This window comes from Halalkalicoccus tibetensis (assembly GCF_037996645.1).
GTDB classification, from domain to species: Archaea; Halobacteriota; Halobacteria; order Halobacteriales; family Halalkalicoccaceae; genus Halalkalicoccus; species Halalkalicoccus tibetensis.
Genome location: NZ_JBBMXV010000003.1, coordinates 93,755 through 116,092, shown reverse-complemented (window position 1 = coordinate 116,092; position 22,338 = coordinate 93,755). Strand labels below are relative to the sequence as shown.

General features: G+C 69.3%; 19 protein-coding genes. 7 read left to right on the top strand and 12 right to left on the bottom strand.

All coding sequences use genetic code 11. The annotated features are described in order from the left end of the window. The first annotated feature begins 220 nt into the window (after positions 1–220). The gene (locus tag WOA58_RS09030; protein ID WP_340603863.1) at positions 221–886 is read left to right on the top strand and encodes a helix-turn-helix domain-containing protein; all 666 of its coding nucleotides are present in this window, start codon (positions 221–223) and stop codon (positions 884–886) included. Between the two features lie 9 nt (positions 887–895). On the opposite strand, the gene WOA58_RS09025 is transcribed toward WOA58_RS09030, so the two are convergent. Both WOA58_RS09025 and WOA58_RS09020 read right to left on the bottom strand, forming a co-directional pair. Next, positions 896–1,252: a DUF7475 family protein gene (locus WOA58_RS09025; RefSeq protein ID WP_340603862.1), complete on the bottom strand. Its 357-nt coding sequence runs from the start codon at positions 1,250–1,252 to the stop codon at positions 896–898. A gap of 31 nt (positions 1,253–1,283) precedes the next feature. Continuing rightward, positions 1,284–2,690 carry a DHH family phosphoesterase gene (locus WOA58_RS09020; protein WP_340603861.1) on the bottom strand — a complete coding sequence of 469 codons (1,407 nt, stop codon included), beginning with the start codon at positions 2,688–2,690 and terminating at the stop codon, positions 1,284–1,286. A gap of 81 nt (positions 2,691–2,771) precedes the next feature. Here WOA58_RS09020 and WOA58_RS09015 point away from each other — a divergent pair, with 81 nt between their 5' ends. Both WOA58_RS09015 and WOA58_RS09010 read left to right on the top strand, forming a co-directional pair. After that, the gene (locus WOA58_RS09015) at positions 2,772–3,101 is read left to right on the top strand and encodes a hypothetical protein (RefSeq protein WP_340603860.1); all 330 of its coding nucleotides are present in this window, start codon (positions 2,772–2,774) and stop codon (positions 3,099–3,101) included. A 36-nt stretch (positions 3,102–3,137) separates the two neighbouring features. Further along, the gene (locus WOA58_RS09010) at positions 3,138–4,160 is read left to right on the top strand and encodes a S66 peptidase family protein (protein ID WP_340603859.1); all 1,023 of its coding nucleotides are present in this window, start codon (positions 3,138–3,140) and stop codon (positions 4,158–4,160) included. A 6-nt stretch (positions 4,161–4,166) separates the two neighbouring features. Here WOA58_RS09010 and WOA58_RS09005 read toward each other — a convergent pair whose 3' ends face one another. From WOA58_RS09005 to hemC, 3 genes are read right to left on the bottom strand one after another with little or no spacing between them, the layout of a single operon-like run. Continuing rightward, entirely contained in the window at positions 4,167–4,910 is a 744-nt protein-coding gene (locus WOA58_RS09005) for a uroporphyrinogen-III synthase (protein ID WP_340603858.1), read from the bottom strand. After that, the gene (gene cobA, locus WOA58_RS09000) at positions 4,907–5,683 is read right to left on the bottom strand and encodes a uroporphyrinogen-III C-methyltransferase (protein WP_340603857.1); all 777 of its coding nucleotides are present in this window, start codon (positions 5,681–5,683) and stop codon (positions 4,907–4,909) included. Before cobA ends, WOA58_RS09005 begins: the two co-directional genes overlap by 4 nt. Beyond that, positions 5,680–6,825 carry a hydroxymethylbilane synthase gene (hemC, locus tag WOA58_RS08995; protein ID WP_340603856.1) on the bottom strand — a complete coding sequence of 382 codons (1,146 nt, stop codon included), beginning with the start codon at positions 6,823–6,825 and terminating at the stop codon, positions 5,680–5,682. Before hemC ends, cobA begins: the two co-directional genes overlap by 4 nt. Before the next feature lie 114 nt (positions 6,826–6,939). On the opposite strand from hemC, the gene WOA58_RS08990 reads away from it, so the two are divergent. Further along, positions 6,940–7,596 (top strand): helix-turn-helix domain-containing protein, encoded by a 657-nt coding sequence (locus WOA58_RS08990; protein WP_340603855.1) that lies wholly within the window; start codon positions 6,940–6,942, stop codon positions 7,594–7,596. Positions 7,597–7,610: 14 nt separating this feature from the next. Here WOA58_RS08990 and WOA58_RS08985 read toward each other — a convergent pair whose 3' ends face one another. The 6 genes from WOA58_RS08985 to hemB form a co-directional block, all read right to left on the bottom strand. Beyond that, a complete protein-coding gene (locus tag WOA58_RS08985; RefSeq protein ID WP_340603854.1) occupies positions 7,611–8,339 on the bottom strand; it encodes a hypothetical protein in 729 nt (242 codons plus the stop codon). Positions 8,340–8,398: 59 nt separating this feature from the next. Beyond that, positions 8,399–9,058, bottom strand: a complete 660-nt coding sequence (locus tag WOA58_RS08980) for a hypothetical protein (RefSeq protein ID WP_340603853.1) — start codon at positions 9,056–9,058, stop codon at positions 8,399–8,401. Next, on the bottom strand, positions 9,059–10,399 hold the full coding sequence (hemL, locus tag WOA58_RS08975) for a glutamate-1-semialdehyde 2,1-aminomutase (protein ID WP_340603852.1): 1,341 nt from the start codon (positions 10,397–10,399) through the stop codon (positions 9,059–9,061). Positions 10,400–10,423: 24 nt separating this feature from the next. After that, positions 10,424–11,125 carry a TOBE domain-containing protein gene (locus WOA58_RS08970; protein WP_340603851.1) on the bottom strand — a complete coding sequence of 234 codons (702 nt, stop codon included), beginning with the start codon at positions 11,123–11,125 and terminating at the stop codon, positions 10,424–10,426. Positions 11,126–11,263: 138 nt separating this feature from the next. Beyond that, a complete protein-coding gene (locus tag WOA58_RS08965; RefSeq protein WP_390220784.1) occupies positions 11,264–13,093 on the bottom strand; it encodes an ammonium transporter in 1,830 nt (609 codons plus the stop codon). A gap of 413 nt (positions 13,094–13,506) precedes the next feature. Beyond that, a complete protein-coding gene (gene hemB / locus WOA58_RS08960; protein ID WP_340603850.1) occupies positions 13,507–14,556 on the bottom strand; it encodes a porphobilinogen synthase in 1,050 nt (349 codons plus the stop codon). 66 nt (positions 14,557–14,622) lie between these two features. On the opposite strand from hemB, the gene WOA58_RS08955 reads away from it, so the two are divergent. Beyond that, entirely contained in the window at positions 14,623–15,060 is a 438-nt protein-coding gene (locus tag WOA58_RS08955) for a TIGR00725 family protein (RefSeq protein WP_340603849.1), read from the top strand. On the opposite strand, the gene WOA58_RS08950 is transcribed toward WOA58_RS08955, so the two are convergent. Then, positions 15,057–17,192, bottom strand: coding sequence for a heterodisulfide reductase-related iron-sulfur binding cluster (locus WOA58_RS08950; RefSeq protein ID WP_340603848.1), 2,136 nt, complete (start codon positions 17,190–17,192; stop codon positions 15,057–15,059). The two genes, WOA58_RS08955 and WOA58_RS08950, sit on opposite strands and share 4 nt — an antisense overlap. A 271-nt stretch (positions 17,193–17,463) precedes the next feature. On the opposite strand from WOA58_RS08950, the gene WOA58_RS08945 reads away from it, so the two are divergent. Both WOA58_RS08945 and fdhF read left to right on the top strand, forming a co-directional pair. Then, positions 17,464–19,035 carry an NADH-ubiquinone oxidoreductase-F iron-sulfur binding region domain-containing protein gene (locus tag WOA58_RS08945; protein WP_340603847.1) on the top strand — a complete coding sequence of 524 codons (1,572 nt, stop codon included), beginning with the start codon at positions 17,464–17,466 and terminating at the stop codon, positions 19,033–19,035. Continuing rightward, entirely contained in the window at positions 19,032–22,292 is a 3,261-nt protein-coding gene (gene fdhF, locus WOA58_RS08940) for a formate dehydrogenase subunit alpha (protein WP_340603846.1), read from the top strand. The genes WOA58_RS08945 and fdhF overlap by 4 nt, the downstream gene beginning before the upstream one ends. Positions 22,293–22,338 lie beyond the last annotated feature (46 nt).

Below are 22,338 nucleotides of genomic sequence, written 5' to 3'. Positions count from 1 at the left end.
ACCGCGGACCGTAGCGATGCCGACGACCGACATCGCGATCGGTCCCGTCCGACGACTCGGTGATCGAGCGCTCGGAAAGACCGGCACCCGATCCGACCGACCGCTACTTCGAACGATCCCCGCACGATATATCCCATGGGACGATACGAAAGTACCGTCTCGGCTGTGGTCGGCATGCGATTTCCGGGGGTGTATTACCGTGCCCGTTCGTACAGCCCCCATGAGCGCCACGATAGTCGAAATCGAGCTCCCTGCCGACGAGTTCGCCCTTTCGCGGACGCTGTCGGAGCTCGAGAACGTCGAGTTCGAGATCGAACGGTTCGTCGCCCAGGACATGGACCACGTCATGCCGTTCGTCTGGGTGACGGGCAACGACGGGGAGGCGATCAAGGAGTGTCTCGAACGCGACGAGTCCGTGGACAGCCTCGAACGTCTCTCGGAGCTCGAGGGGGAGTGGCTCTACCGGATGGAGTGGGTCGAGCGGATCCAGACGGTCGTCCAGATCCTCGTTGAGGAGCAGGGCTCGATCCTCGCCGCGTTCGGCGACGAGTCGGGCTGGCAGCTCCGCGTTCTCTTCGCCCAGCGCGACGCTCTCTCGCGGACCTACGACTACTGTCAGGACGCGGGTCTCACGATCGACATCCGCAGCGTCTACCGGCTCGACGATGGCCGCGAGGGTCGATTCGGCCTCACCGACGAACAGCAGGACACGCTCGTCGCCGCCTTCGACAGCGGCTACTTCGACGTCCCGCGGTCGATCACCCTCACGGACCTCGCGGCGGATCTCGACATCTCCCATCAGGCCCTCTCCGAACGTCTGCGTCGGGGACAGAAGAGCGTCCTCAAGAACACGGTGATCATCGGCGACGAGGACCGGGAGGACTGACCTCGCGCCTCACCGCTCGCGGGCGTACAGGACGACGAGCAGCACGACGAGGACGAGCTGTGCGGACTTATCGACCGCGTCGATCACCCCGATCGACCCGGGTGTCGGCCCGATGATCAGATACCAGAGGACCACCTGACCTCCGGTGAACGGGAGCCCGAGCAGGTAGATCCACGTGCGTTCGTGGTCGGCCATCACGAGCCCGATCCCGACGAAGAACCCGACCCCAGCGACGAGAAAGCTCGCCCGGAGCGCGAAGGCGGGGACGATCGCCGCAAGCAGCAGGTGGATCGCGCCGCTCAGTCCCGCCAGCCCGATCGCGAGCCAGTGGATCGCGGTCAGTGACCCCGTCTCGAAGCGTTCCATACCGCCATCAAGACCCCAACCGACTTCGTTTTCACCCCAGCTGCTCGGCGACGAGCCGGTCGGCGTGGGCGATGAACTCCTCCTTGCCCGCTTTGGGCACCGTCGCGCCGGCCGCGACGTCGTGGCCGCCGCCGTCGCCGTCGACGGCATGTGCGGCGGTCCCCAGTACCGCCGAGAGGTCGAGCCCCCGGCGAACGAGGACGTGCGTCCCGCGGGCCGAGACCTTCGCGTGCTCGTCGTCCTTCTCCGCGAAGGCGACGATCGGCTTCTCCGGGCTGACCCCCTCGGAGCCCAGCGCCATGCCCGCGACGATGCCGACGATCGTCTCGGGGATCCGATCGCCGACGTCGAACCACTGGAGGTTCTCCTCGCCGGTGACGCCGGCCTCCTTCACCAACCGCAGCCCCTCCGAGAGGTTACGCCGGTGGTTCCCCAGCAGGTCGCGTGCCGCATCGAGGGCGCCTTCGCGATCACCCAGACAGACCGCGAGCCCGACGTCCGCGCGCTCGTAGCGCGCCGTAGCGTTCAACAGGGTCGAGAACTCGCTCGCGTCCCGGAGCTCGGTGCCCGGCTCCTCGCGCGCGAGCGTGTAGGTCGTCCCGACCAGCCCGTCGATCCGCTCGCTGGGGACGCCGCTGGCGACCGCTCTCCGGACCAGCGCGTTCACGACCGTCCGCTTTTCCTCATCCATGAGGTCGGCCCAGCAGCGCCACTCGCCGTCCTCGCGCAGCTCGAGCTCCAGGTCGTTCAGAAAGCGCAGCGTCCCGTTGGCGTCGTCGGAGATCCCGGGGATGCCGACGTCGCTCGTGTACTCCAGGAGCTTGGGCAGCGGGCGGGTCTGGGTGCCGTAGAGCGCGAGGTCCGTTCCGGCCTCCAGCACGCCGGCCTCGACGCCCTCCTCGACGATCGCCCGGTTCGCGCCGACGAGCTCGCCGTCGCTCGACTGCATGTCCCCGACCGCGCCGACGACCGCCAGCGCCGCGAGGTCCGTGTTCCCTTCGCCACCCAACGCGCGCGCGAGGAGGTACGTCGTCCCCGCCCCGGAGAGCTCGCTCGCCCCGTTCAGCCCCTCCAGAAGGGGGTTGCAGTGGAACTGCGTCTCCGCCTCCGCGGGTTGGTGGTGGTCGCAGATCACGGGCGTGAACGCGCCCCGCTCCTCGTGGTCCGCGATCAGGTCGAGCTGGCCGCTGCCGAAGTCCGTGAAGAGCACCGTCTCGAAGTCGGTCGCGGCGATCCGTTCGAGCTCCTCGCCGTCGAGCTGCTTGGCGAACGTCGCCTCGCATGGGATCCCCGCGCGTTCGAGCGCGCTCGCCGCGATCCCGGCGCTGGTCAGCCCGTCGGCGTCGATGTGGGAGGCGAGCAGCACCGCCTCGGACCCGGCGATCCGCTCCGCACAGGCGTCCGCGCGCGCGTCGAGTTCGGGGACCGGTCCGGTCATTACCACCGATTGGCCCGTCACCGGGTATAAAGTTCCGGAGCGAAACGGGGAGGTTTAGTTCCGTTCCGCCGTAGCCGGGATATGGCCTCCGATTCGAGCGTCGGAACCTTGCTGAAGCTGCTCGTGATCGGACTGCTCGCGGTGGCGCTCGTCTCGACGTATCTCACGAGTCGACGGGTCGGCCCCGTCGCCGCGCTGCCGAGCCTGATCGGCGTCTACGTCACGCTCACGCTGGCGGTCGGCCTCTTCGTCACGAGCCTGCTCGACCCACGCTTTCAGGTCGCGTTCGCGCTCGGGCTGACGGCGCTCGGCGCGTCGCTCTACTTCACCGGCAGCGCCCTCATCGGCGCTTTCCTCCTGGTCGTCGGCCTCTTCGTGCTGGGAACCAAGGGCCGGGAGCTCGCTACATAGCGAAACCGAAAAGCGTCCCATCCGCGTGGGGCCGGTATGGACGCCGCCTACCCGCCGCCGATCTCCCGCGGCGACACCGTCGCCGTCGTCGCCCCTTCGCATGCCCCTCCGAACGGCGCGCTCTCGCGGGGCGTCGAGCGCCTCCGCTCGTTCGACCTCGAGGTCGAGGTGTTCGATACCGCCACCCGAACCACCGAGTGGCTCCGGGCCAACCCCGAGGCACGCGCCGAGGACGTCCACCGCGCCTTCGAGCGCGAGGACGTTCGAGGGGTCGTCGCCGCGATGGGCGGCAACCGCGAGCTCCAGATGCTCCCCCATCTCGAGCCCGAGCGCCTCCGGGACAGCCCGACGCGGTTCTACGGCGCGAGCGACAACACTCACCTGCATCTGTTCCTCAACGGGCTGGGGATCGTCTCCTTCTACGGCGCCCAGCTGTTCCCCGCGCTCGTCGCCGACCCGCGAATGCATCCTTACACCCGCGAGCAGGTCGAGCGCGCGCTCTTCGAGACGCCGTTCGGCCCGATCGCACCGGCCGAGGAATGGACCGACGAGTACTACGACCTCGAGGCGAACTCCCCCCGGACCTGGTTCGAGAATGACGGCTGGCGCTGGCACAACGCCGGCGAGGAGGTCCTCACCGCGCCCGTCACCGGCGGCTGTCTCGCGATGCTCGAGTCCCAACTGCTGACCGACACGCCCTACTTCGACCGCGAGGCCTGCGAGGGGCGGGTCCTCGCGGTCGAGACCTCCGGGGAGACCCCCGAGGCCGCGATGGTCGAGCGCTTCGTCATGGCGCTGGGCGAACGGGGCATCCTCGAGGCCTGCGAGGCGCTGGTCGTCGGCAAGCCCGAGACTCCCGGCTCGACGCTCAACGAACGCGAGAAGTACCGCAGCCGCCAGCGCCGGGTCATCGCGGGGACCGTCGGCGAGTACGAGCCCGACCTGCCGGTCGTCTTCGATCTGGACTTCGGCCACGCCGCGCCGGACCTTCCCCTGCCGCTGGGCGCACCCATGACGATCGACGCGGGCGCACGGGAGATCCGCTTCACCCGGCCCTGATCGGCCTCACTCGTGGTGGCTCGGCGCCGCCCGCTCGACGACGTCGCAGGCCAGCTCGTCGAAGCTCGCCGCGTCGGGGACGACGTCGACAGCGATCCCTTCGCGCTCGGCGGTCACACGGGTCGGCTCGCCGATCGCGCCGACGATTCCCGATGAAAGGCCCGCGACCGCCTCCTCGCGCAGGCCCCGCTCCGCGGCGGCCGCGAGGAAGTGCTCGACCGTCAGCGAGGAGGTGAACAGCGCCCCCTCGAGCTCGCCGGCGGCGGCCCGCTCGGCCGAGACGCCCGATTCGGGCGGGCGAACCAGCTCGTAGAGAACCGTCTCGTGGACGTACGCGCCGGCGTCGTTCAGTCCGTCGGTGAGAACCGGGCTGCCGTGATCGGAGCGAGCGACCTCGACGCGCGCACCTCCTACCTCCCCTTCGAGGGCGCGAACCAGCCCGGTCGAGGAGAACTCTTCAGGAACGAGGTCCACCTCGTAGCCGGCCTCCCGCAGCGCTCTCGCCGTTCGATTGCCGATCGCGCAGGTCGTTCCCGAGGGCTCCCACCCCTCCGCTCGGGCGAGCTCGACCCCGGTCTTGCTCGTGAGGACAGTGTAGTCGGCGTCCTCGCGCGGCCCGGCGCCGGTGGGCTCGACCGCGAGCATCGGGTCGGCTACCGGGTCCGCGCCGAGCGATTCGAGCAGCTCGACGGCCTCCGAGAGCCGTTCGTCGTCCGGTCGGAAGACCGCGACTCGGGTCTCCTGGGTCATGGTTCCCCCTCAGCGCCTGCTAATGGGTCTTCGCTTCCGTTGCCCTCCGAACCCGCGTAGAGCCCCGCGACCCCGCCGATCACCGTCACCGCGGGCGGCTCGATCCCTTCCTCGTCGCGCACGGAGACGATGGTCTCGAGGGTGCCAGCGACCGCCCGCCCCTCGGGCCAGGTGCCCCGTTCGATCAGCGCGACGGGCGTCTCGGGGTCCATCCCGGCCTCGCGCAGTGCCCGGGTGTAGTCGGGCAGCTTCCCGACGCCCATCAGGACGACGATGGTTCCGCCGGTCGCCGCGAGCGCCCCCCAGTCGATCGCCGAGTCCTCCTTGGTGGGGTCCTCGTGGCCGGTGACGAAGGAGACGCTCGACGCGTGCTCGCGGTGGGTCGCCGGGATCCCGAAGACCGCCGGCGCGGCGATCGCGGAGCTGATCCCGGGGACGACCTCGACCTCGATGCCCCGCTCGCGGAGGTACTCCATCTCCTCGCCGCCGCGGCCGAAGACGAACGGGTCGCCGCCCTTCAGCCGCACCACCTGCTTGCCCTCGCGGGCGAGCTCGACGAGCCGGTCGTTGATCTCCGCCTGGCTGGTTCGCTCGCCGCCCGCGCGCTTGCCGACGTCCTCGCGTCTCTCCTCCGGAATCGAGTCGATGATCTCCGGGCCGGGCAGCTTGTCGTGGAGCACGACGTCGCCCTCCTCGATCAGCCGCTTGGCCTTCACCGTCAGCAGTTCCGGATCGCCGGGCCCGCTTCCCACCAGATGGACCGTGCCCGTCATTTTCCGCCCTCGTCGCCGCCCTCCTCTTCGTCCGTGCGCTCGGTGTCGACCTCCTCCTCGCTCGCCTCGCGTTTGGCCTCGTCGATCAGCTCGCGCGCGCCCCGGTCGGCGAGCTCCTCGGCGAGCTCGCGGGCGGCCTCGGCGTGGCGCTCGACGGGCAGGTCGCGGGTCACCGAGATGGTCGGATCGCCCTCGCGGGCGAGCACCTGCACCCGCGTGCGGACGTACTCGCCCTGGATCACGGCGTGGATCCCGATCGGCGCGACGCAGCCGCCACCCAGCGCCGCCAGAATCGAGCGCTCGACGGTCGTCTCGACGCGGCTCCGGGGGTGGTCGATCGCGTCGTTGACCTCGCGGGCGAGCTCGCCGTCGGCCATCGCGACCGCGATCGCGCCCTGGCCCGCCGCGGGGACGAACGACTCCGTGGGCAGCTCCCTCGTGGGGACCTCCCGATCCAGCCCCGAGCGCTCGAGGCCGGCACCCGCGAGCACGATCGCGTCGAAGGACTCGCTTCGCTCGAAGGCCGCCCGCTCGCGTTCCGAGAGCTCCTCGACCCACTCCTCGGGCCGTTGGTCGAACTCCGGCTCGAACTCGTCGTCGGTGCTTGCCTTTCGTTCCTCGTCGGCGGCCACCCGGCGGTCGTACTCCTCGTTGAGCGGCTTCGAGAGCAGTTTCTCGACGCGGGTGTCGACGTTGCCCCGCAGCGGCTCGACGGTCAGGTCGGGCCGCTCCGCCAGCAGCTGGGCCTTCCGACGGAGGCTCCCCGTGCCGACGACGGCGCCCTCGGGGAGCCCCTCTAGCGTGGCCCCGTCGGGGGTCACGAGGCGGTCGCCGGGCGGGCCGCGCTGGGGGATCGCGGCGACGACCAGCTCGGCGTCCTCGGTGGGCATGTCCTTCATCGAGTGGATCGCGCCGTCGACCTCCCCCTCTAGTACCTTCTCGTCGAGGCTGCGGACGAACGCGCCGGTCTTGCCCAGCCGGTGGATGAGCTCGTCGCGGATCCGGTCGCCGGTCGTCTCGACCTCGACGAGCTCGACCTCCCGCCGGCGTCCCGAGAGCGCCCGCTTGACCGACTCGGCCTGGGCGAGCGCGAGGTCCGATCCGCGCGTCGCCAGCCGGATCGGGTTCGATCGCGTGGTCATACCGCCACGTCGGCCCCCGAGGCACATATACTGCCTGTTGTCGGTATCGTCGGTCGACGTGACAACCATGCGACGGGTGCGCATCCTTATCCTGTCGGCCCTTTTGGTCGTTGCATGGGAACGATCGCGGAGCTCACGATGCCGGCCGCGGAGTTCGCGCTGCGGGACGCCCTCGTGGGCGTCCCCGACGTCGAGTTCGAGATCGAACGCGTCGCGGCCCACCGCGAGGAGCGCCTGATCCCGTTCGTGTGGGCCCGGACCGACGAGTTCGAGACCCTGGAGGCGGCGCTGTCCGACGACCCGACCGTCGACGGGGTCGAGTGCCTCTCCGAGCTCGACGACGAACGGCTCTATCGGATGGACTGGGTGGACTCGATCGATCCGATCCGAACGATCCTCGACGGCGACTCGACGGTCCTCTCGGCGACCGGCAGCGATGGGCGGTGGCGCCTCCGGGTGCTCTTCTCCGATCGGGCGTCGCTCTCGGCGACCTATGGCCGCTGTCGGGAGGCGGGCTTCGAGTTCGAGGTAGCGAGCGTCTACGACCTCGCCGGGGAGCGCCACAGCCGCTACGGCCTCACGGAGGAGCAACACGACACGCTCGTGGGGGGCGTCGAGCGGGGCTACTACAGCGTCCCGCGGGAGATCACGCTCGGCGAGTTCGCCGCAGCCCTCGGCATCTCACACCAGGCGCTCTCCGAGCGGCTGCGCCGGGGCCACCGGAACCTGATCGAGTCGGCACTCACCACGGGTGCGCCCGAAGAATTGTAGGAACTGCGAACGGCCTACCGACGCGTGTCGTCGTCATCGTCGTCCAGCAGACCATCGTCGTCGTCACCGATCGTATCATCGTCATCGTCCAGCAGTCCGTCGTCGTCATCGCCGATCGTATCGTCGTCGTCGCCGATGATCCCATCGTCGTCGTCGCCGATGGTGTCATCGTCGTCGTCCAGCAGTCCGTCGTCATCGTCGCCGATGGTGTCGTCATCGTCGGTGAACCCATCGTCGTCGCTACCGATGGTGTCGTCGTCGTCACCGATGATTCCGTCGTCGTCGTCGGTGAGTCCGTCGTCGCTCCCGACGGTATCGTCGTCGTCGCCGATGAGGCCGTCATCGTCGTCGGTGACGCCGCTGTCGGCGTTGCCGGCGGCACCGGTCGTCCCGCCGGTGGTGCCGGCGCCGGCCGTGCCGGCGTCGCCCGTCGGCGTGTTGGCACCGGATCCGGTCGTGGTGTCGGAGCCGCCGGTCCCGGCATCGACGCCGGAGCCGGTCGTGGTCGCCGACCCGAGCCGGATCTCGTCGTCGGTGACCGAGTCGACGGACTCCTCCTGCAGCGGGTAGGTGTCCTCGCCCCGGTCGTCCCACCCGAGTTTCGACTTGATCTTGTCGGTTACCCCGGGATCGGGGTCGACGTAGGCCGTTCCGTGCTCGACGTCCGCGATGATACCGACCTCATCGCCCTGGTCGTTGACGACGGTCTTGCCCTCGTCGTCCTCGGTGAAGCTATGTGCCATTGCAACACGTAGATACTCCCGGGTTCGGCTTCCTGACGATGCTTGCATGGGCAGCCCGTTTATCCACCTCCTCGGGCCGTCGGCAGGTCCGTCTCGCGTCGGTAGAGGTAGTAGGCCGCCACCGGGGGCTGGAGGAGCGCAACAAGCAGGCTCACGAACGCGAGCGCCAGGTAGAGCGCCGGGTTCGGCCGCCAGCTCGAATCGGAGTTGCGCAGGTAGACCGCGTCCCGGTAGATCCCCACCGGGAACGCCGCCAGCGCGAGGCTTCCCAGCACGGCCGGGATGGCGACGACGGGCGCGGGCAGCGCGAGGACGTACGCGAGCAGGGCGATCGGGATTCCCGAGAGCGCCCCGCCAAGCGAGGCGGCGACGACGACCCACCAGCCGTTCCAGCCGGGCGAGACGGCCACCCGGTCGTGACGCCGGTAGAGGTAGAGTAGCCCGACCGCGGGTGCCGAGACCAGGAGCGCCCCCAGCGCGTAGAGGGGAGCGTTCGGCGACCATTCCCCGCGGCGGCGGAGCTCGCGGCCGTCGAACAGGATCGAAAGCGGAACGCCGACCCGGATCAGGACGCTCCCGACGCTCGCGACGGCGACCAGCACCCGCCCGACCAACGGGTCGGGGTGGCCCTGAAGAACGCCGACGATCCCGACCCCGATCACCGGGGGGAGCGCGAACAGCAGGCTCTCGAGCAGCCGGTACCACGGCCCGCCGGCCATCTACAGGGCGTGCTTGTACGCCTCGAGGGTCTCCTCGACGTCCTCCTCGGTATGGGCGTCGCTCACGAACTGGGACTCGAACTGGTTCTGGCTGAGGAAGACCCCCTGCTCGCGCATCGCGGGCCACAGCAGCCGGTTCCAGCGATCGACCTCCGCGCTCGCGACGTCCGCGCCGGTCTTCGGACAGTGGGTGTAGCGCGAGCAGTCGGTGCGCTGCTCGCAGCCCGACCCGCAGTGGCTCCCGCCCTCGACGGGTGCCTCGCGCGTGAAGATCACCTTGAACAGGCTGTCGGTCCCCACGACCGTGTACTCGGGGGCCTGGTCCGCACAGATGTCCGTCAGCCCCGATCGCATCCGCTCGCCCAGCCCGTTCACGTGGTCGTAGACGTCGTTCTCGGCGGCGTACTTCAGCGTCTCCAATCCGGCGGCCATCGTCACGGGGTGGCCCGAGAAGGTGCCCGCCTGGAAGACGTCGCCCGAGGGGGTGAACGACTCGATGACCTCCGAACGCCCGCCGATCGCGCCGACGGGAAAGCCCCCGCCGACGATCTTGCCGAACGTCGTCACGTCCGGAGTGATGCCGAACTTCCCCTGGGCGCAGGCGAGCCCGCCCACCCGGAAGCCGGTGATGACCTCGTCGAAGATCAGAAGCGAGCCGTGCTCGCGGGTGAGCTTCCTGAGGGTCTCGTGGTAGCCGTCGACCGGGGAGACGATCCCCTTGTTCGCGAGGATCGGCTCGACGAGCACGCCCGCGATCTCCTCGCCGCGCTCCTCGAAGACCCGTTCGACGGCCTCGGTGTCGTTGAACGGCACCGGGATGGTGTGCTCGGCAAAGGACTGGGGAACCCCCTTCGTGCTCGGCGCCGGGCTGTCGGCGTCGCCCTCGACCAGCGTCGACTCCTGGGCGCCGTGATAGCCGCCCTGCATGACGACGATCTTCTCGCGGCCCGTGTAGCCACGCGCGAGGCGCACGGCGGAAACGGTCGCCTCCGTCCCCGAGTTGACGAACCGGACCGACTCGACGCTCGGGACGTGGCGCGCGACGAACTCCGCGAGCTCGACCTCGATCTCGGTGGGCGCGCCGTACATCGGGCCGGCGCTGGCCTGCTTTTGCACTGCTGACTCGACCGACTGGGGAAGGTCGTGGCCCAGAAGGAGAGGGCCGAGCCCCATCACCCAGTCGATGTAGCGGTTGCCGTCGGCGTCGATCACGTGGCCGCCGTCGCCGCGCTCGACGAAGAAGGGATACGGCTGGATCGCCGCGCGCACCGAGGAGTTCACCCCCCCGGGAAGCACCGACAGTGCCCGGTCGTAGAGCTCCCGCGAGTTCTCAAGCGTCATATCCCTGCTTGCGCGTCGGGCTACTTAATCGGGGTGTGTCGGCGTCGCCCGCGTCGCCGTCGCCTTGAACGAGGCGACCACCTCCCGGCCGGGCTCGAGCCCCAGGCGCTCGACGCTCGTCCGCGTCACCAGCGCGACCAGCGGCGTCCCGTCCACGGCGAGCCGGACGCGCGCGACCGCCTCGCCACGCTCGACGGCCTCGACGGTCGCGGGAAACCGGTTTCGCGCGCTGGTCTCCCCCGGGGCGGGCGCTCCATCGGGCGGGCTCAGCGTGATCGCGTCCGAGCGGATCGTCGCCTCGACCGCCTCGCCCTCTGCCGGAACGAGCGCGCGCACCCGCCCCGGCGGGCAGTCGACGACCCCGAGCTCGCCGTCACGCTCGACGACCCGCCCGGGAAGGACGTTCTCGACGACCGCCGTCAGGCCGTCCGCGGCGGTCCGGAGGCGCTCGAAGCGCGCCAGCAGCTCCCGGGCGTTCTCGGTGAGCGTGCTCCCGCCGCCGCCCGAGCCGCCACGGGTCCGCTCGACCAGCGGGCCCGCGGCCTCCTCGAGCTCGACCACCCGGCGCTGGGCGTGGGCGTAGGAGCGCTCGAGCGCGCTCGCCGCGGCGTGGATCGAGCCGTGCTCGGCGATCGCGCGGAGCAGCTCGACGTCGCGGGCGGTCACCGACAGGTCGCCGACGGCGAGCCGCGTCTCGACCGCCCCGCGCACCTCGTCGCTTCCCATACCGTTGTACTCCGGGCCCGGCCGATCAATCCATCGACGAACCCGTCCCCGCCCGAACCACGGGCTCGCGGGGCGTGAAAAAGCGGGAAAACAGCGATTGGTGCGACCGCGAGGGACGGTGATTCCCTCGGCCGGGTCTCAGACCGCGTCGGGGCCGCGCTTGCCGGTGCGGACCTGCAGCGCGTCCTCGACGGGGGTCACGAAGATCTTGCCGTCGCCGGGCTCGCCGGTGTTCGCGCCCTCGCGGATCGCGCCGATCACGTCCTCGAGGGGTGCGTCGGCGACGACGCACTCGACCTTCACCTTCTGGTGGAGGTCGACGGTGTACTCCTCGCCACGCCACTGGCCCTTCTTCGCGGGCTGCGAGCCCCGACCCGAGACGTTCGTCACCGTCAGCGAGGGGGCGCCGGCGGCCGCGAGCTCGCGTTTGACCTCACCCAGCCGATCGGGCCGGATGATGGCGCTGACCATCTTGATCTCGCCGTCGATCGCCTCACCGCCGTCGGACCGAAGCTCCGACGAGGATCGCGATCCTTCGGAACGCTCACTACCATCAGAACGAGGTTCTGACGTATCTCGCTGTCCTTCGGAACGCTCACCGCCGTCTGTCCGAACGACCTCGTGGCCGCCGTCGGTCGCGGCCGCGACGTCGGGCTTGCCGAACTCGGGGTAGGTGTCGACGCCGTGTTCGGCGAGGTCGAGCCCGTCACGCTCGTGTTCGGGGGTGACCCGCGCCTGGCCGACCGCCTTGAACGCGCCCCAGACCGCGCCGGTGGCGACGACGGTCCAGACGGTGATGACGGCAACGCCGACGATCTGCGGGACGAACGCGCCCGCCTCGATCGAGAGGATCCCGCCCGCGATGACGCCACCGCCGATGGCGGTGCCCTCGATCGACCACAGCGGGTAGAGGATCAGCCCGAGCATCCCGGCGCTGCCGTGGACCGGGAAGACCGCACAGACGTCGTCGATCTTGAGCGTCTGTTCGACGAACCGGAAGACCAGCGGGAGCTGCGCGCTGGCGATGAAGCCGATCGCGATCGCGCCCATCGGCGTGATGAGATCCGTCGGGCCGGTCACGCCGACGAGGCCGGCGAGCATGCCGTTCGCGACGTAGAGCGTGTCGACCTTGCCGTTCATGCCGAGCGAGGCGACCGACGCGCCGATCGCGCCCAGCCCCATGCCCAGCGCGGTGACCATCGCGACGCTGCCGACGTAGTCGAAGTCGGCGAGCTCGAGCGTCGCCGGGTCGACCACCGTCGCGGCCGTCCCGACGTTGAACCCGAACCAGCCGAAACAGAGGATCAGCGTCCCGAGAACTGCAAAGGTCAGCGAGTGGCCGGGGATGATGTTCACCGAGCCGTCCTCGTTGTACCGGTCCATGCGCGCGCCGATGATCCAGGCCGCCGTGAGGCCGGCGACGCCGCCGACGCCGTGGACGACCATCCCGCCCGCGAAGTCGGCGAAGCCGAACGCCGCGAGGATCGGCTCGCCGCCGGGGGCGTACCAGACCATGCCGGCGACGACCGGGTAGATCACTGCCGCGAGCACGAACGTGTAGGTGACGTACGCGCGGAGCTTCGCGCGACCCGCCACCGCACCGGAGACGATCGTGGCGGCGGTCATCGCGAACACCGCGCTGAAGAGCCACATCGCCCAGTCAAACGAGCCCTCGCCGAACATGGTCAGGGGGCTCGATTCGCCCCCGCCCAGCAGGGAACCGACGTTGTTCGAGATCCCCATCCCGACCACGAAGAAGACGCCGATGCCGACCGCCCAGGTCAGCATGTTCTTCGTGAGCTGGTTCGCGACGTTCTTCGAGCGGACCTGCCCCGCCTCGAGCATCGCGAAGCCGGCGTGCATGAAGAAGATCAGGAAGGTGACCGTCAGCGCCCACATCAGGTTCATCCCCGTCGCGAGCGCCTCCAGGTCGGCCGTCTCGACCTGCAGCATCACCGGATCGATCACGACCGATCACCCCCGACGAATGGACGATCGTTACTGTTCAAACCGATTTCGAGTATGGATGTACTCCGAATCACGGTTCAAGGGATGGAATCCGTAGTATATAGATGTTGCCTTCGTGATACTATATTTTCAACGCATATAGTATACAAACGTACGATACACAATGGGATAATAGCTATATAAGGTCGTTCTTCGTCCGGTTCCGCGACAATCGTTGCCGGGAAACCGACCGGACGTCGGCCGGCGCTCGGCGGGCGCCCCGACGGCGCGATACCCCGGACGCGCCCGCGAAACGGACGCTGTCGGCCCGATCAGCCGGGGAGCTCGCTCGCGACCTCCTCGGCGAAGTCGCCGGATTGCATCCGGCTGTCCGCGGAAAGCTCGCCCGTGATGCTTTCCGCGAAGTCATCGGACTACGTCCGATGGTCAGCCGAAAGTGTCTCAGCAACACTTTCGGCGAAATACGTCAGGATCAGGTCCGCACCCGCGCGCTTGATCGAGAGCAGCGACTCGGCGGCCACCGCCTCGAGGTCGAGCCAGCCCTTCCCCGCGGCGGCGTGGAGCATCGCGTACTCCCCGGAGACGTTGTAGGCGGCGACCGGCAGGTCGGTCGTCTCCCGGACGTCCCGGACGATATCGAGATAGGGCAGCGCGGGCTTGACCATCAGGGCGTCGGCGCCCTGCTCGGCGTCGAGGCGGGCCTCCCGGATCGCTTCCCGTCGGTTGGCGGGGTCCATCTGGTAGTGTCGACGATCCCCGAAGCTGGGTGCGCCGTCGGCTGCGTCCCGGAACGGTCCGTAGAAGGCCGACTCGTACTTCACGGCGTAGCTCATGATCGGCACCTCGGTGAACCCCTCGCGATCCAGCGTGTCCCGAATGGTCGCGACCATCCCGTCCATCATCCCGCTGGGCGCGATCATGTCCGCGCCGGCCTCGGCCTGCGAGAGGGCGGTGCGCTCGATGAGTTCGAGCGTCGCGTCGTTGTCGACGGTCATGTGGGGGTCCTCCTCTGCTCCCTCCTCGATACCGTCGGAAGAGCGGAGTTCTTCCCAGCCCTCCCTCGCTTCGCTCGTGAGGATCCCGCAGTGGCCGTGGGAGGTGTACTCGCAGAAACAGAGGTCGGTGATGACGTAGGCGTCGGTCTCCTCGGAGATCCGCCGCAGCGCACGCTGGACGACGCCGTTGTCGGCCCACGCGCGGGTCCCCCGCTCGTCCTTCTCCTCGGGGATCCCGAACAGCATGACGGCCTCGACGCCGGTTTCCCGTACTTCCCGCACCCGCTCTGCGATCCCCTCGACGGGCACGCGCTCATGGCCGGGCATCGACTCGATCGGCACGCGCTCGTCGGCGGTCGCGTCGACGAAGACGGGCGCGATCAGGTCCGAGGGGGAAAGGGCGGTCTCGCTGACCAGCGGGCGCACGCCGTCGCTCCGCAGTCGGCGCGGGCGCTTCGTGATGTCCATACCGGTCCTCGGGCCGGACGGTCCAAAGGCGTGTCGAGTATGTAGTCACGCGCACGAACGTCCGGCATGCGCGTCAGCGTCATCGGCGGCGGGACGGTCGGCGACGAGGACACCGAGGTCGCCTACCGGGTCGGGGAACTGCTCGGCGAGCGCGGCCACACGCTGGTCTGTGGCGGCCGGACGGGCGTGATGGAGGCGGCCTGCCGCGGCGCGAAGGAGGCGGGCGGGGAGACCATCGGGATCCTGCCGAGCACCGATCCGAACGAGGCGAACGACTACGTCGACGTGCCGATCGCCACCGGGATCGGCAACGCCCGTAACGTACTGGTCGCGCTCAACGGCGAGGGGGTGATCGCCATCGACGGGAAGTATGGAACGCTCTCGGAGATCGCCCATGCGCTGGATTTCGGGCGGCCCGTCGCCGGGATCGCGAGCCACGACGTCGCGGGCGTCGAGGCCGTCGCCTCGCCCGAGGCCGCCGTGGGATACGTCGAGGAGGCTTAGTCCGCCCTTCCCTTCGAGTCGACGGCCTCGACCAGCAGCTCCGCGACGTCGACGATCTCGAGGTCGTCCTCGTAGCCGCCCGTTTTTCTGCCGTCCTCGTACATCGTGGTGCAGATCGGGCAGGCGACGACGAACTTCTCGACCCCCGAGCCGGCGTCGGTGTCCTGCAGGGCCTCCCGCAGTCGTTCCTCGCTGGGTTTTGGCTCCTCGTCGAACTCCATCCAGAGGCCGCCCCCGCCCCCGCCACAACAGAACGAGTCCGCGCGGTTGCGCGGCATCTCGTACAGCTCGCAGCCCGTCGCCCGGACGAGGTCGCGGGGGGCTTCGTACTCGTCGTTGTATCGCCCCAGATGACAGGGGTCGTGGTACGTAACGGTATAATCGAGTTCATCCCCTGACAGTCCCAGACGGTTCTCCCGAACCAGCTCCTCGACGGCTTGCGTCCAGTGGAGCACCTCGATCTCCCCCTCGGCGTTCCAGCGCCCGTCGTACTCGAAGGGCATCATCGGGTCGTCGGCGAACTCCGCGAAGTCGACCTCGGGATACTCGTTCTTCATCGTGTTGTACGAGTGCGGGTCGGTGCAGACGATCCGCTCGAACGCACACTCCTCGAAGGTCTCGACGTGGTGGCCCGCCAGTTCGAGGTAGAGGAACTCCTCGCCGATCCGGCGGACGTCGTTGCCGTCCGTCCGCTCGTCGTCGAAGAGGATGCCAAAGGAGACGCCCGCCTGCTCGAACAGTTTCGCGAGCGAGCGCGCCACTCGCTTGTTCCGGTCGTCGAAGCTCGGGTAGTCCCCGACGTACCAGAGGTACTCGACTTCCTCCTCGCGCGCATCGGCCAGGTCGAACTCGAGCTCATCGGCCCAGTCGGCGCGTTTTCGCTGGGGCTCGCCGAACGTGTTGCCCTTCCGCATCACGTCCTGAAAGACCCCCTGAACGTTGGAATCGACGTCGCCCTGATCGGTGAGCTGGCGGTTCATCCTGGTGAAGGAGTTGAGGTGCTCGATCTCGACGGGACAGGCGTCCATACAGGCCATGCAGGCCATACAGGACTCCATCGTCTCGCTGTCGATGACGCTACCACCTCCGTCCGCGACGATGGGCTTCGTCTCCCCGCCGGCGTCGACCTCCTCGCGGTAGCTCTTGAGATCGAGGATCACGTCGCGCGGGTCGAGCGGCCTGTTCGCGGCTTTGGCGGGGCACACGGCGGAACACCGGCCGCATTTGGTGCAGGCGTCCTGGTCGAGCAGCTCCTTCCAGCTGAAGTCGTCGATGTCCTCCGCGTTTGTCGCGTCCAAGTCGGCGGGAACGTTCGGCAGGACCCTGCCCGCCTTCTCGTCGCGCGTGACGACGTTCGCGAACGAGGAGAGCATGTGGAACGGCTTGGCGTAGGGGATCCAGGCGACGAAGACGAGTGCGAGGATCGAGTGGTGCCACCAGACCCACGGGTAGATCGCCGCCGCGCCCTCGGGGGTGAGCCCCCCCGCTTCGAGCAGGCCGGCGGTGAAGACGCCGACGAAGCTCACGGTTTCGGCGGCGCGGATCTCCTGGCCGACCATCGAGACGCCCTGGACGAGGAAGCCGCCCACGCCCAGCAGGAAGAGCGTCCAGACGAAGGCGTCGTCCTCCAGGCTCGAGTGGGGGCCGAACAGCCGCTCGTTGCGCACGACGTATCTCCTGTAGATCGCCATCCCGAGCCCGACGACGAACAGCAGACCGAAGGCGTCGAGCACGAGCTGGTAGGCGAGATAGAAGTCGCCCTGCCAGAACGACTCGCCCGTGAGGACGTTGTAGAAGTCGATGTCGATGAAGAGGATCGTCGTCCCGATCAGCAACACGAGAAACCCCCACATGACGAAGGCGTGCATCAGCCCGCCGTAGAGGTCGCGGTCGAACTGTTTCCCGTTGGATCCGGCGATCCGCGCCGCCGTGACGACCCGCGAGCCGAGGTCGTCGAGCCTGTCGCGGGGGTCGGCCTCGCCCTCCGTGTAGCGGGCGAAGCGCTCGTAGACCCCGTAGACGAAGACGAGCACGGCGACGACCGAGAGGAAGTAGAACATCCCCCGGCCCAGCGGGCCGATCTGCCAGAACGTCTCGCGGGTGACCTCCCCACCCGCCTGGAGGACCTGCATGATCGTTCACCGGAGTAGCTGGCGCATAAGTCTTACCACTGACCCCCCGGGCGGCACGCGAGAGCATCCAGAACGGCTATGGAGCGCGAGGACGGACGTCGGCCCATGCAGCGACTCGTCCGCATCGCCGGTTTCGTCGCCGTCATGGCCCTCGCCGCCCTCGCGGCCGCCGTCCGACCGGCCAACCAGCGCCGGATCGCGCCGCCGTTCTGATCGCGGGTTGCTCCTGCAGTCCGGTCCCTTTTTTCATCTCTGTCACGACTGCCAGTGCATGACGTTGGACAGGGGAGCGATGGGTAACTCGTCGGTCGTGCGCGTCTGCAGCGCCGCGGACGGTCGCCACGCCGACGTTCTGGATTCCGCGCGCGAGGCCGCGGCGGAGCTCCCGGTCGTCGAGGTGGGATCGCTCGGCCATACGGCGCTCGCGCCGGTGCTCCTCGTGACCGACGGGGGCCGGACCACGTATCACGTCGACTGCTCGCCGACTGAGGCCCGCGAGCTGGTCGAGCGAACGGAGGGCGGCGAGCTCCCGACCGACGACGCGCGTCACGTCGTCGAGCACGACCCCGACACCCGTCGACTGCCGGTCCCCGAGACGGGGCCGCTCTCGGTCGGTCGCCGCGGCGCGCTCGCGCCCTGTGGTTGGCTCGCCCCCGCCTTCCCCGAGGACTACGGCGGGCTGGTCTCCGAGGACGCCCGCGAGGACCCCGCGGGGCTCCGCGAGGACTGCGAGGCGCTCGGGCTGCTGGGCCGGGGCCGGGGCGACGGGAGCCACGACCGGCCGCTCGCGCCCGTCTGGGAGACGGTCCGCGAGGCCGACGGCGACCCGGTGGTCGTCGTCAACGGAAACGAGGCCGACCCGAGCGCCGACGCCGACCGCCTGCTGCTGGAGGGCGCGCCGGTGGCCGTCCTCGACGGCGCGCTGGCGGCCGCCGCGGCCGTCGGCGCTGAGGACGTCGTCGTCTACGCCAACGAGACCGACGACCTCGCGACCGAGCGCTGCGAGACGGCTGCCGGCGCGCTCGCCGACGGAACGGACGTCGAGATCCAGGTCGCCGCGGGCCCCGACGAGTACAAGGCCGGCGAGCGGACGATGGCGCTCGAGTCGCTCGAGGGCAGCGACCGCATCGAGGCGCGTCGGAGCCCGCCCGGCCCCGAGGAACACGGGCTGTTCGGGCGGCCGACGGCGATCCACACCCCCCGAACCCTCGCCCAGCTCCGAACGGCACTGCTCGAACCCGACCGGTTCGACCCCGAGGACGCCGACCCCGGGACCCGGGTCGTGACCGTCGCGGACGGCGACGAGCACGCGACCGTCGAGCTCCCGACCGGGACGCTGCTCTCCGATGCGCTCGGGGCCGTCTCGCGCGACGAGTTCAAGCTGGCGTGCGTCGGCGGCCGGTTCGGCGGGTTCACCCGATCGCTCGAGACCCCCATGAGCGCGCCGGCGCTTCGCTCCTCGAACCTCGGGACCAACGGCGTCGTCGAGCTGTTCGACGGGTCGCGGTGCGCCGTCGCGCTCGCTGGCAAGCGCGCGCGGTTCGCGCGCGAGGGCAACTGCGGGCGCTGTGTCCCCTGCCGGAACGGCTCGAAACAGCTCGTCGAGCTCCTCCGGGACATCTACGACGGCGACTTCGACAGCGGCGCGATCCGCGAGCTCTCGCGGGTGATGCGCCGCTCGAGCATCTGTTACTTCGGGCAGTCGGCCTCCCGGCCGGTCACCTCGGCGATGGACGCCTTCGAGACCGAGTTCGCCGCCCACGCCCGCGACCACTGCCCGAGCGGCGAGTGCGAGATCGACGAACGGACCGCCAGACGACCCGAATCCACGGTCGAATCATGAGCACACACCCCACACCACGCGTCCCCGAGATCGAGGACCCGCAGCCGAGCACGCCGCTGACGGAACAGTTCAGGACCGGCACCGCCAACGACCCGAACCTCGACTACGGGGGGGGGATGGTCCGGCTCACCGTCGACGGCGAGTCCGTCGCCGTCCAGTCGGGCGCGACCCTGCTCGACGCGGTCGAGGCCGTCGAGACCGAGGGGAACGTCCCAGCGGTCTGTTACTACGAGCGCGGTGACGAAGGCGACGAGGGCGATCACGGACGCTACGAGATCGGCCCGCGAAGCGAGTGTCGCACCTGCATGGTCGAGACCGACAGCGAGGGGCTCGTCCCCTCCTGTAGCCAGCCCGTCGAGGACGGCATGGAGGTCCGCACGGACACCGGCGACGCGACCGAGGCCCGCGACGTGAACCTCGACCTGCTGCTGTCGGACCACAACCTCCGGTGTACGACCTGCTCGCAGAACGGCCGCTGTGAACTGCAGGACGCCTCGATCGAGAACGACGTCGAGGAACCTCGTTATGGTGTGTTCGACGAGCGCGAGGCCTACGAGCCCATCGACGACACCTCCTCGTTCATCCAGATCGACCGGAACAAGTGCATCCTCTGTAATCGCTGCGTCGAGGCCTGCAACGACGTGCAGGTCGAGGGCGTCCTCCGCATGGAGGGGTCGGGCCCCGACACCCGGATCGGCTTCCAGAGCGAGGCCGAGACGATGGACGACTCGACGTGTGTCTCCTGTGGGCACTGCGCGACGGTCTGTCCGACCGGCGCGCTCACCGAGAAGGGGCTGGTCGATCAGACGACGCTGCCGCTGCCGGGGTTCACCCAGAAGAACTCCATCGGCACGGTGATCGAGCGCGACCCCGTCGACACCATCGAGACCTCCGACGCCCCCAACCGCCAACTCAGGGGCCGTCAACGCGACAACGAGGGCGTCGAGGGGAGATCGGGCGTCGCGCGGATGATGGCCCGCGCGAAGCGCGAGGCCACCGCCGCCCGCGAGGCCGCCGGGAATCGCGCCCGCGAGGTCGTCGACGAGGCGATGGCGGACGTCGAGCACGCCGCCGAGTACACGGCCGGGAACTCGATGCCCGAGGGCGCGCTGTTCGACATCGGGAAGAACGTCGGCAAGGCCCGCCTCTCGCGGATGGACAAGGCCGAGACCACCTGTGGCTACTGCGCCGTGGGCTGTCGGTTCGACCTCTACGGCAAGGACGACGAGGTGCTGGCCGCCCGGCCGGCCGATCCCGAGGCGACGCCCGCCAACGACTTCTCGACGTGTGTGAAGGGGAAGTTCGGCTACGACTACGTCAACAGCGACGAGCGTCTCGACCAGCCGCTCGTCAAGGAGGACGGCGAGTTCCGCGAGGCGACCTGGGGGGAGGCGCTCGATCGGGTCGCCGAGGGGCTCTCCGACATTCAGGACCAGTACGGCCCCGACACCGTCTCGGTGCTCTCCTCCTCGAAGACGACCAACGAGGAGAACTTCGCGATCCAGAAGTTCGCCCGCCAGGTGCTGGGAACGAAGAACATCGACAACTGTACGCGGCTGTGTCACTCCTCGACGGTCGCGGCGCTGAAACAGACGGTGGGATACGGCGCGATGACCAACCGGATCGAGGACATCGGCAACACCGACTGCTACCTGATCACGGGCGCGAACACCACCGAGAGCCACCCCGTGCTCGCGACACGGATCAAACAGAACGCCCGCGACGGGGCGGACCTGTTCGTCTTCGACCCCCGGAAGATCGACCTCGCGGAACACGCCGACCAGTACACCCGCACCGAGGGCGGCCATGACATCGCGTGGATCAACGGGATGATCCGCCACATCGTCGAGAACGACCTCCAGGACGACGAGTTCATCGAGGAGCGCACCCGGAACTTCGCGGCCGTCGAGGAGAAAGTTCAGGAGTTCACCCCCGAGAAGGTCGAGGAGCTGACGAACGTCTCGCCCGAGGAGCTCGCGAACGCCGCCGAGACGATCGCTGAGGCCGACACCTGCGTGTTCGGCTGGGCGATGGGCATCTCCCAGCACACCTACGGCACCCAGACGGTGCTGGCGCTCGCCGATCTGGCACTCGTGACGGGCCACCTGGGCAAGCCGAACGCCGGGCTCTCGCCGTTCCGCGGCCAGAACAACGTCCAGGGCGGGGGCGGCGACATGGGGCCGATCCCGGACAACCTGCCGGGCTACCAGGAACTCTCCGACGAGGGCGTCCTCGAGCGGTTCGAGGAGGAGTGGGGCGTGCGCCCGCCGGACGAGCCGGGCCTTCGCGTGACCGAGATGTTCGACGAGGTCGACGAGGGCAACCTCCGCGGGATGTACGTCGTCGGGGAGAACCCCGCGATCTCCGAGCCCGACCTCACGAACGCCCGCGAGAGCCTGGAGGAGCTCGAGTTCCTCGCGGTCCAGGACATCTTCATGACCGAGACCGCCGAGTACGCCGACGTCGTGCTGCCGGCGGCGGCGATCACCGAGAAGTACGGCACCGTCACGAACACCGAACGCCGCGTCCAGATGGTCCGGCCGGTCGCCGACCCGCCGGGGAAGGCCCACGCCGACTGGGAGATCGTCCAGAAGCTCGCCGAACGGCTGGGCTTCGACTGGGGCTACGAGAACCCCACCGGGATCATGGACGAGATCAACGAGCTGGTGCCGATCTACGGCGGGATCACCCACGAACGCCTCGAGGAGCGCGGCGAGGGCCTGCAGTGGCCCTGCCCCGACGAGGACCACCCCGGGACCGCGAACCTCTACACCGAGGGGTTCAACTTCGAGGACGGCAAGGCCCGGTTCGTCCCCGCCGATCTGGGCGATCCCACGGAGCTGCCCAACGAGGAGTTCCCGATCGCGCTGACTTCGGGGCGGGTGTTGTATCACTGGCACACCGGCCAGCTCACCCGGCGCGACGAGGGGCTGATGAGCCACGTCGGCGAGAGCTACGCCGAGATCCACCCCGAGACAGCGGGCACGATCGGCGTCGCCGACGGCGAGTACGTCGAGGTCGAGTCCAAGCGCGGCTCGATCGTCGTCAAGGCGAAGGTCACCGACCGCACCGCCCCGGGGAAGGTGTTCATCCCGATGCACTTCGCGAAGGGCGCGGTCAACAAGCTGACCCAGGAGGAGCTCGATCCCATCAGCCGGATCCCCGACTACAAGATGGCGAGCGTGCGGGTGCGCTCGGTCGGCGCGAACCCCGAGACCGAGCCCCTCGGCACGCCCGAGTCACCGGCCGACGACTGACCGGCCATCGCACGCACCAGAGCTATCCACTCCGTCGGTGAACCGC

Excerpts from the sequence above, each read along its gene's own strand:
- fdhF (WP_340603846.1), top strand. The coding sequence starts at position 19,032 with ATGAGCACACACCCCACACCACGCGTCCCCGAGATCGAGGACCCGCAG.
- WOA58_RS09025 (WP_340603862.1), bottom strand. The coding sequence starts at position 1,252 with ATGGAACGCTTCGAGACGGGGTCACTGACCGCGATCCACTGGCTCGCG.
- WOA58_RS08950 (WP_340603848.1), bottom strand. The coding sequence starts at position 17,192 with ATGCAGGTCCTCCAGGCGGGTGGGGAGGTCACCCGCGAGACGTTCTGG.
- WOA58_RS09010 (WP_340603859.1), top strand. The coding sequence starts at position 3,138 with ATGGACGCCGCCTACCCGCCGCCGATCTCCCGCGGCGACACCGTCGCC.
- WOA58_RS09015 (WP_340603860.1), top strand. The coding sequence starts at position 2,772 with ATGGCCTCCGATTCGAGCGTCGGAACCTTGCTGAAGCTGCTCGTGATC.
- WOA58_RS08945 (WP_340603847.1), top strand. The coding sequence starts at position 17,464 with ATGACGTTGGACAGGGGAGCGATGGGTAACTCGTCGGTCGTGCGCGTC.
- cobA (WP_340603857.1), bottom strand. The coding sequence starts at position 5,683 with ATGACGGGCACGGTCCATCTGGTGGGAAGCGGGCCCGGCGATCCGGAA.
- WOA58_RS08990 (WP_340603855.1), top strand. The coding sequence starts at position 6,940 with ATGGGAACGATCGCGGAGCTCACGATGCCGGCCGCGGAGTTCGCGCTG.
- WOA58_RS08985 (WP_340603854.1), bottom strand. The coding sequence starts at position 8,339 with ATGGCACATAGCTTCACCGAGGACGACGAGGGCAAGACCGTCGTCAAC.
- hemB (WP_340603850.1), bottom strand. The coding sequence starts at position 14,556 with ATGGACATCACGAAGCGCCCGCGCCGACTGCGGAGCGACGGCGTGCGC.
- WOA58_RS09030 (WP_340603863.1), top strand. The coding sequence starts at position 221 with ATGAGCGCCACGATAGTCGAAATCGAGCTCCCTGCCGACGAGTTCGCC.
- hemC (WP_340603856.1), bottom strand. The coding sequence starts at position 6,825 with ATGACCACGCGATCGAACCCGATCCGGCTGGCGACGCGCGGATCGGAC.
- WOA58_RS08970 (WP_340603851.1), bottom strand. The coding sequence starts at position 11,125 with ATGGGAAGCGACGAGGTGCGCGGGGCGGTCGAGACGCGGCTCGCCGTC.
- WOA58_RS08980 (WP_340603853.1), bottom strand. The coding sequence starts at position 9,058 with ATGGCCGGCGGGCCGTGGTACCGGCTGCTCGAGAGCCTGCTGTTCGCG.
- WOA58_RS08955 (WP_340603849.1), top strand. The coding sequence starts at position 14,623 with ATGCGCGTCAGCGTCATCGGCGGCGGGACGGTCGGCGACGAGGACACC.
- hemL (WP_340603852.1), bottom strand. The coding sequence starts at position 10,399 with ATGACGCTTGAGAACTCGCGGGAGCTCTACGACCGGGCACTGTCGGTG.
- WOA58_RS09020 (WP_340603861.1), bottom strand. The coding sequence starts at position 2,690 with ATGACCGGACCGGTCCCCGAACTCGACGCGCGCGCGGACGCCTGTGCG.
- WOA58_RS09005 (WP_340603858.1), bottom strand. The coding sequence starts at position 4,910 with ATGACCCAGGAGACCCGAGTCGCGGTCTTCCGACCGGACGACGAACGG.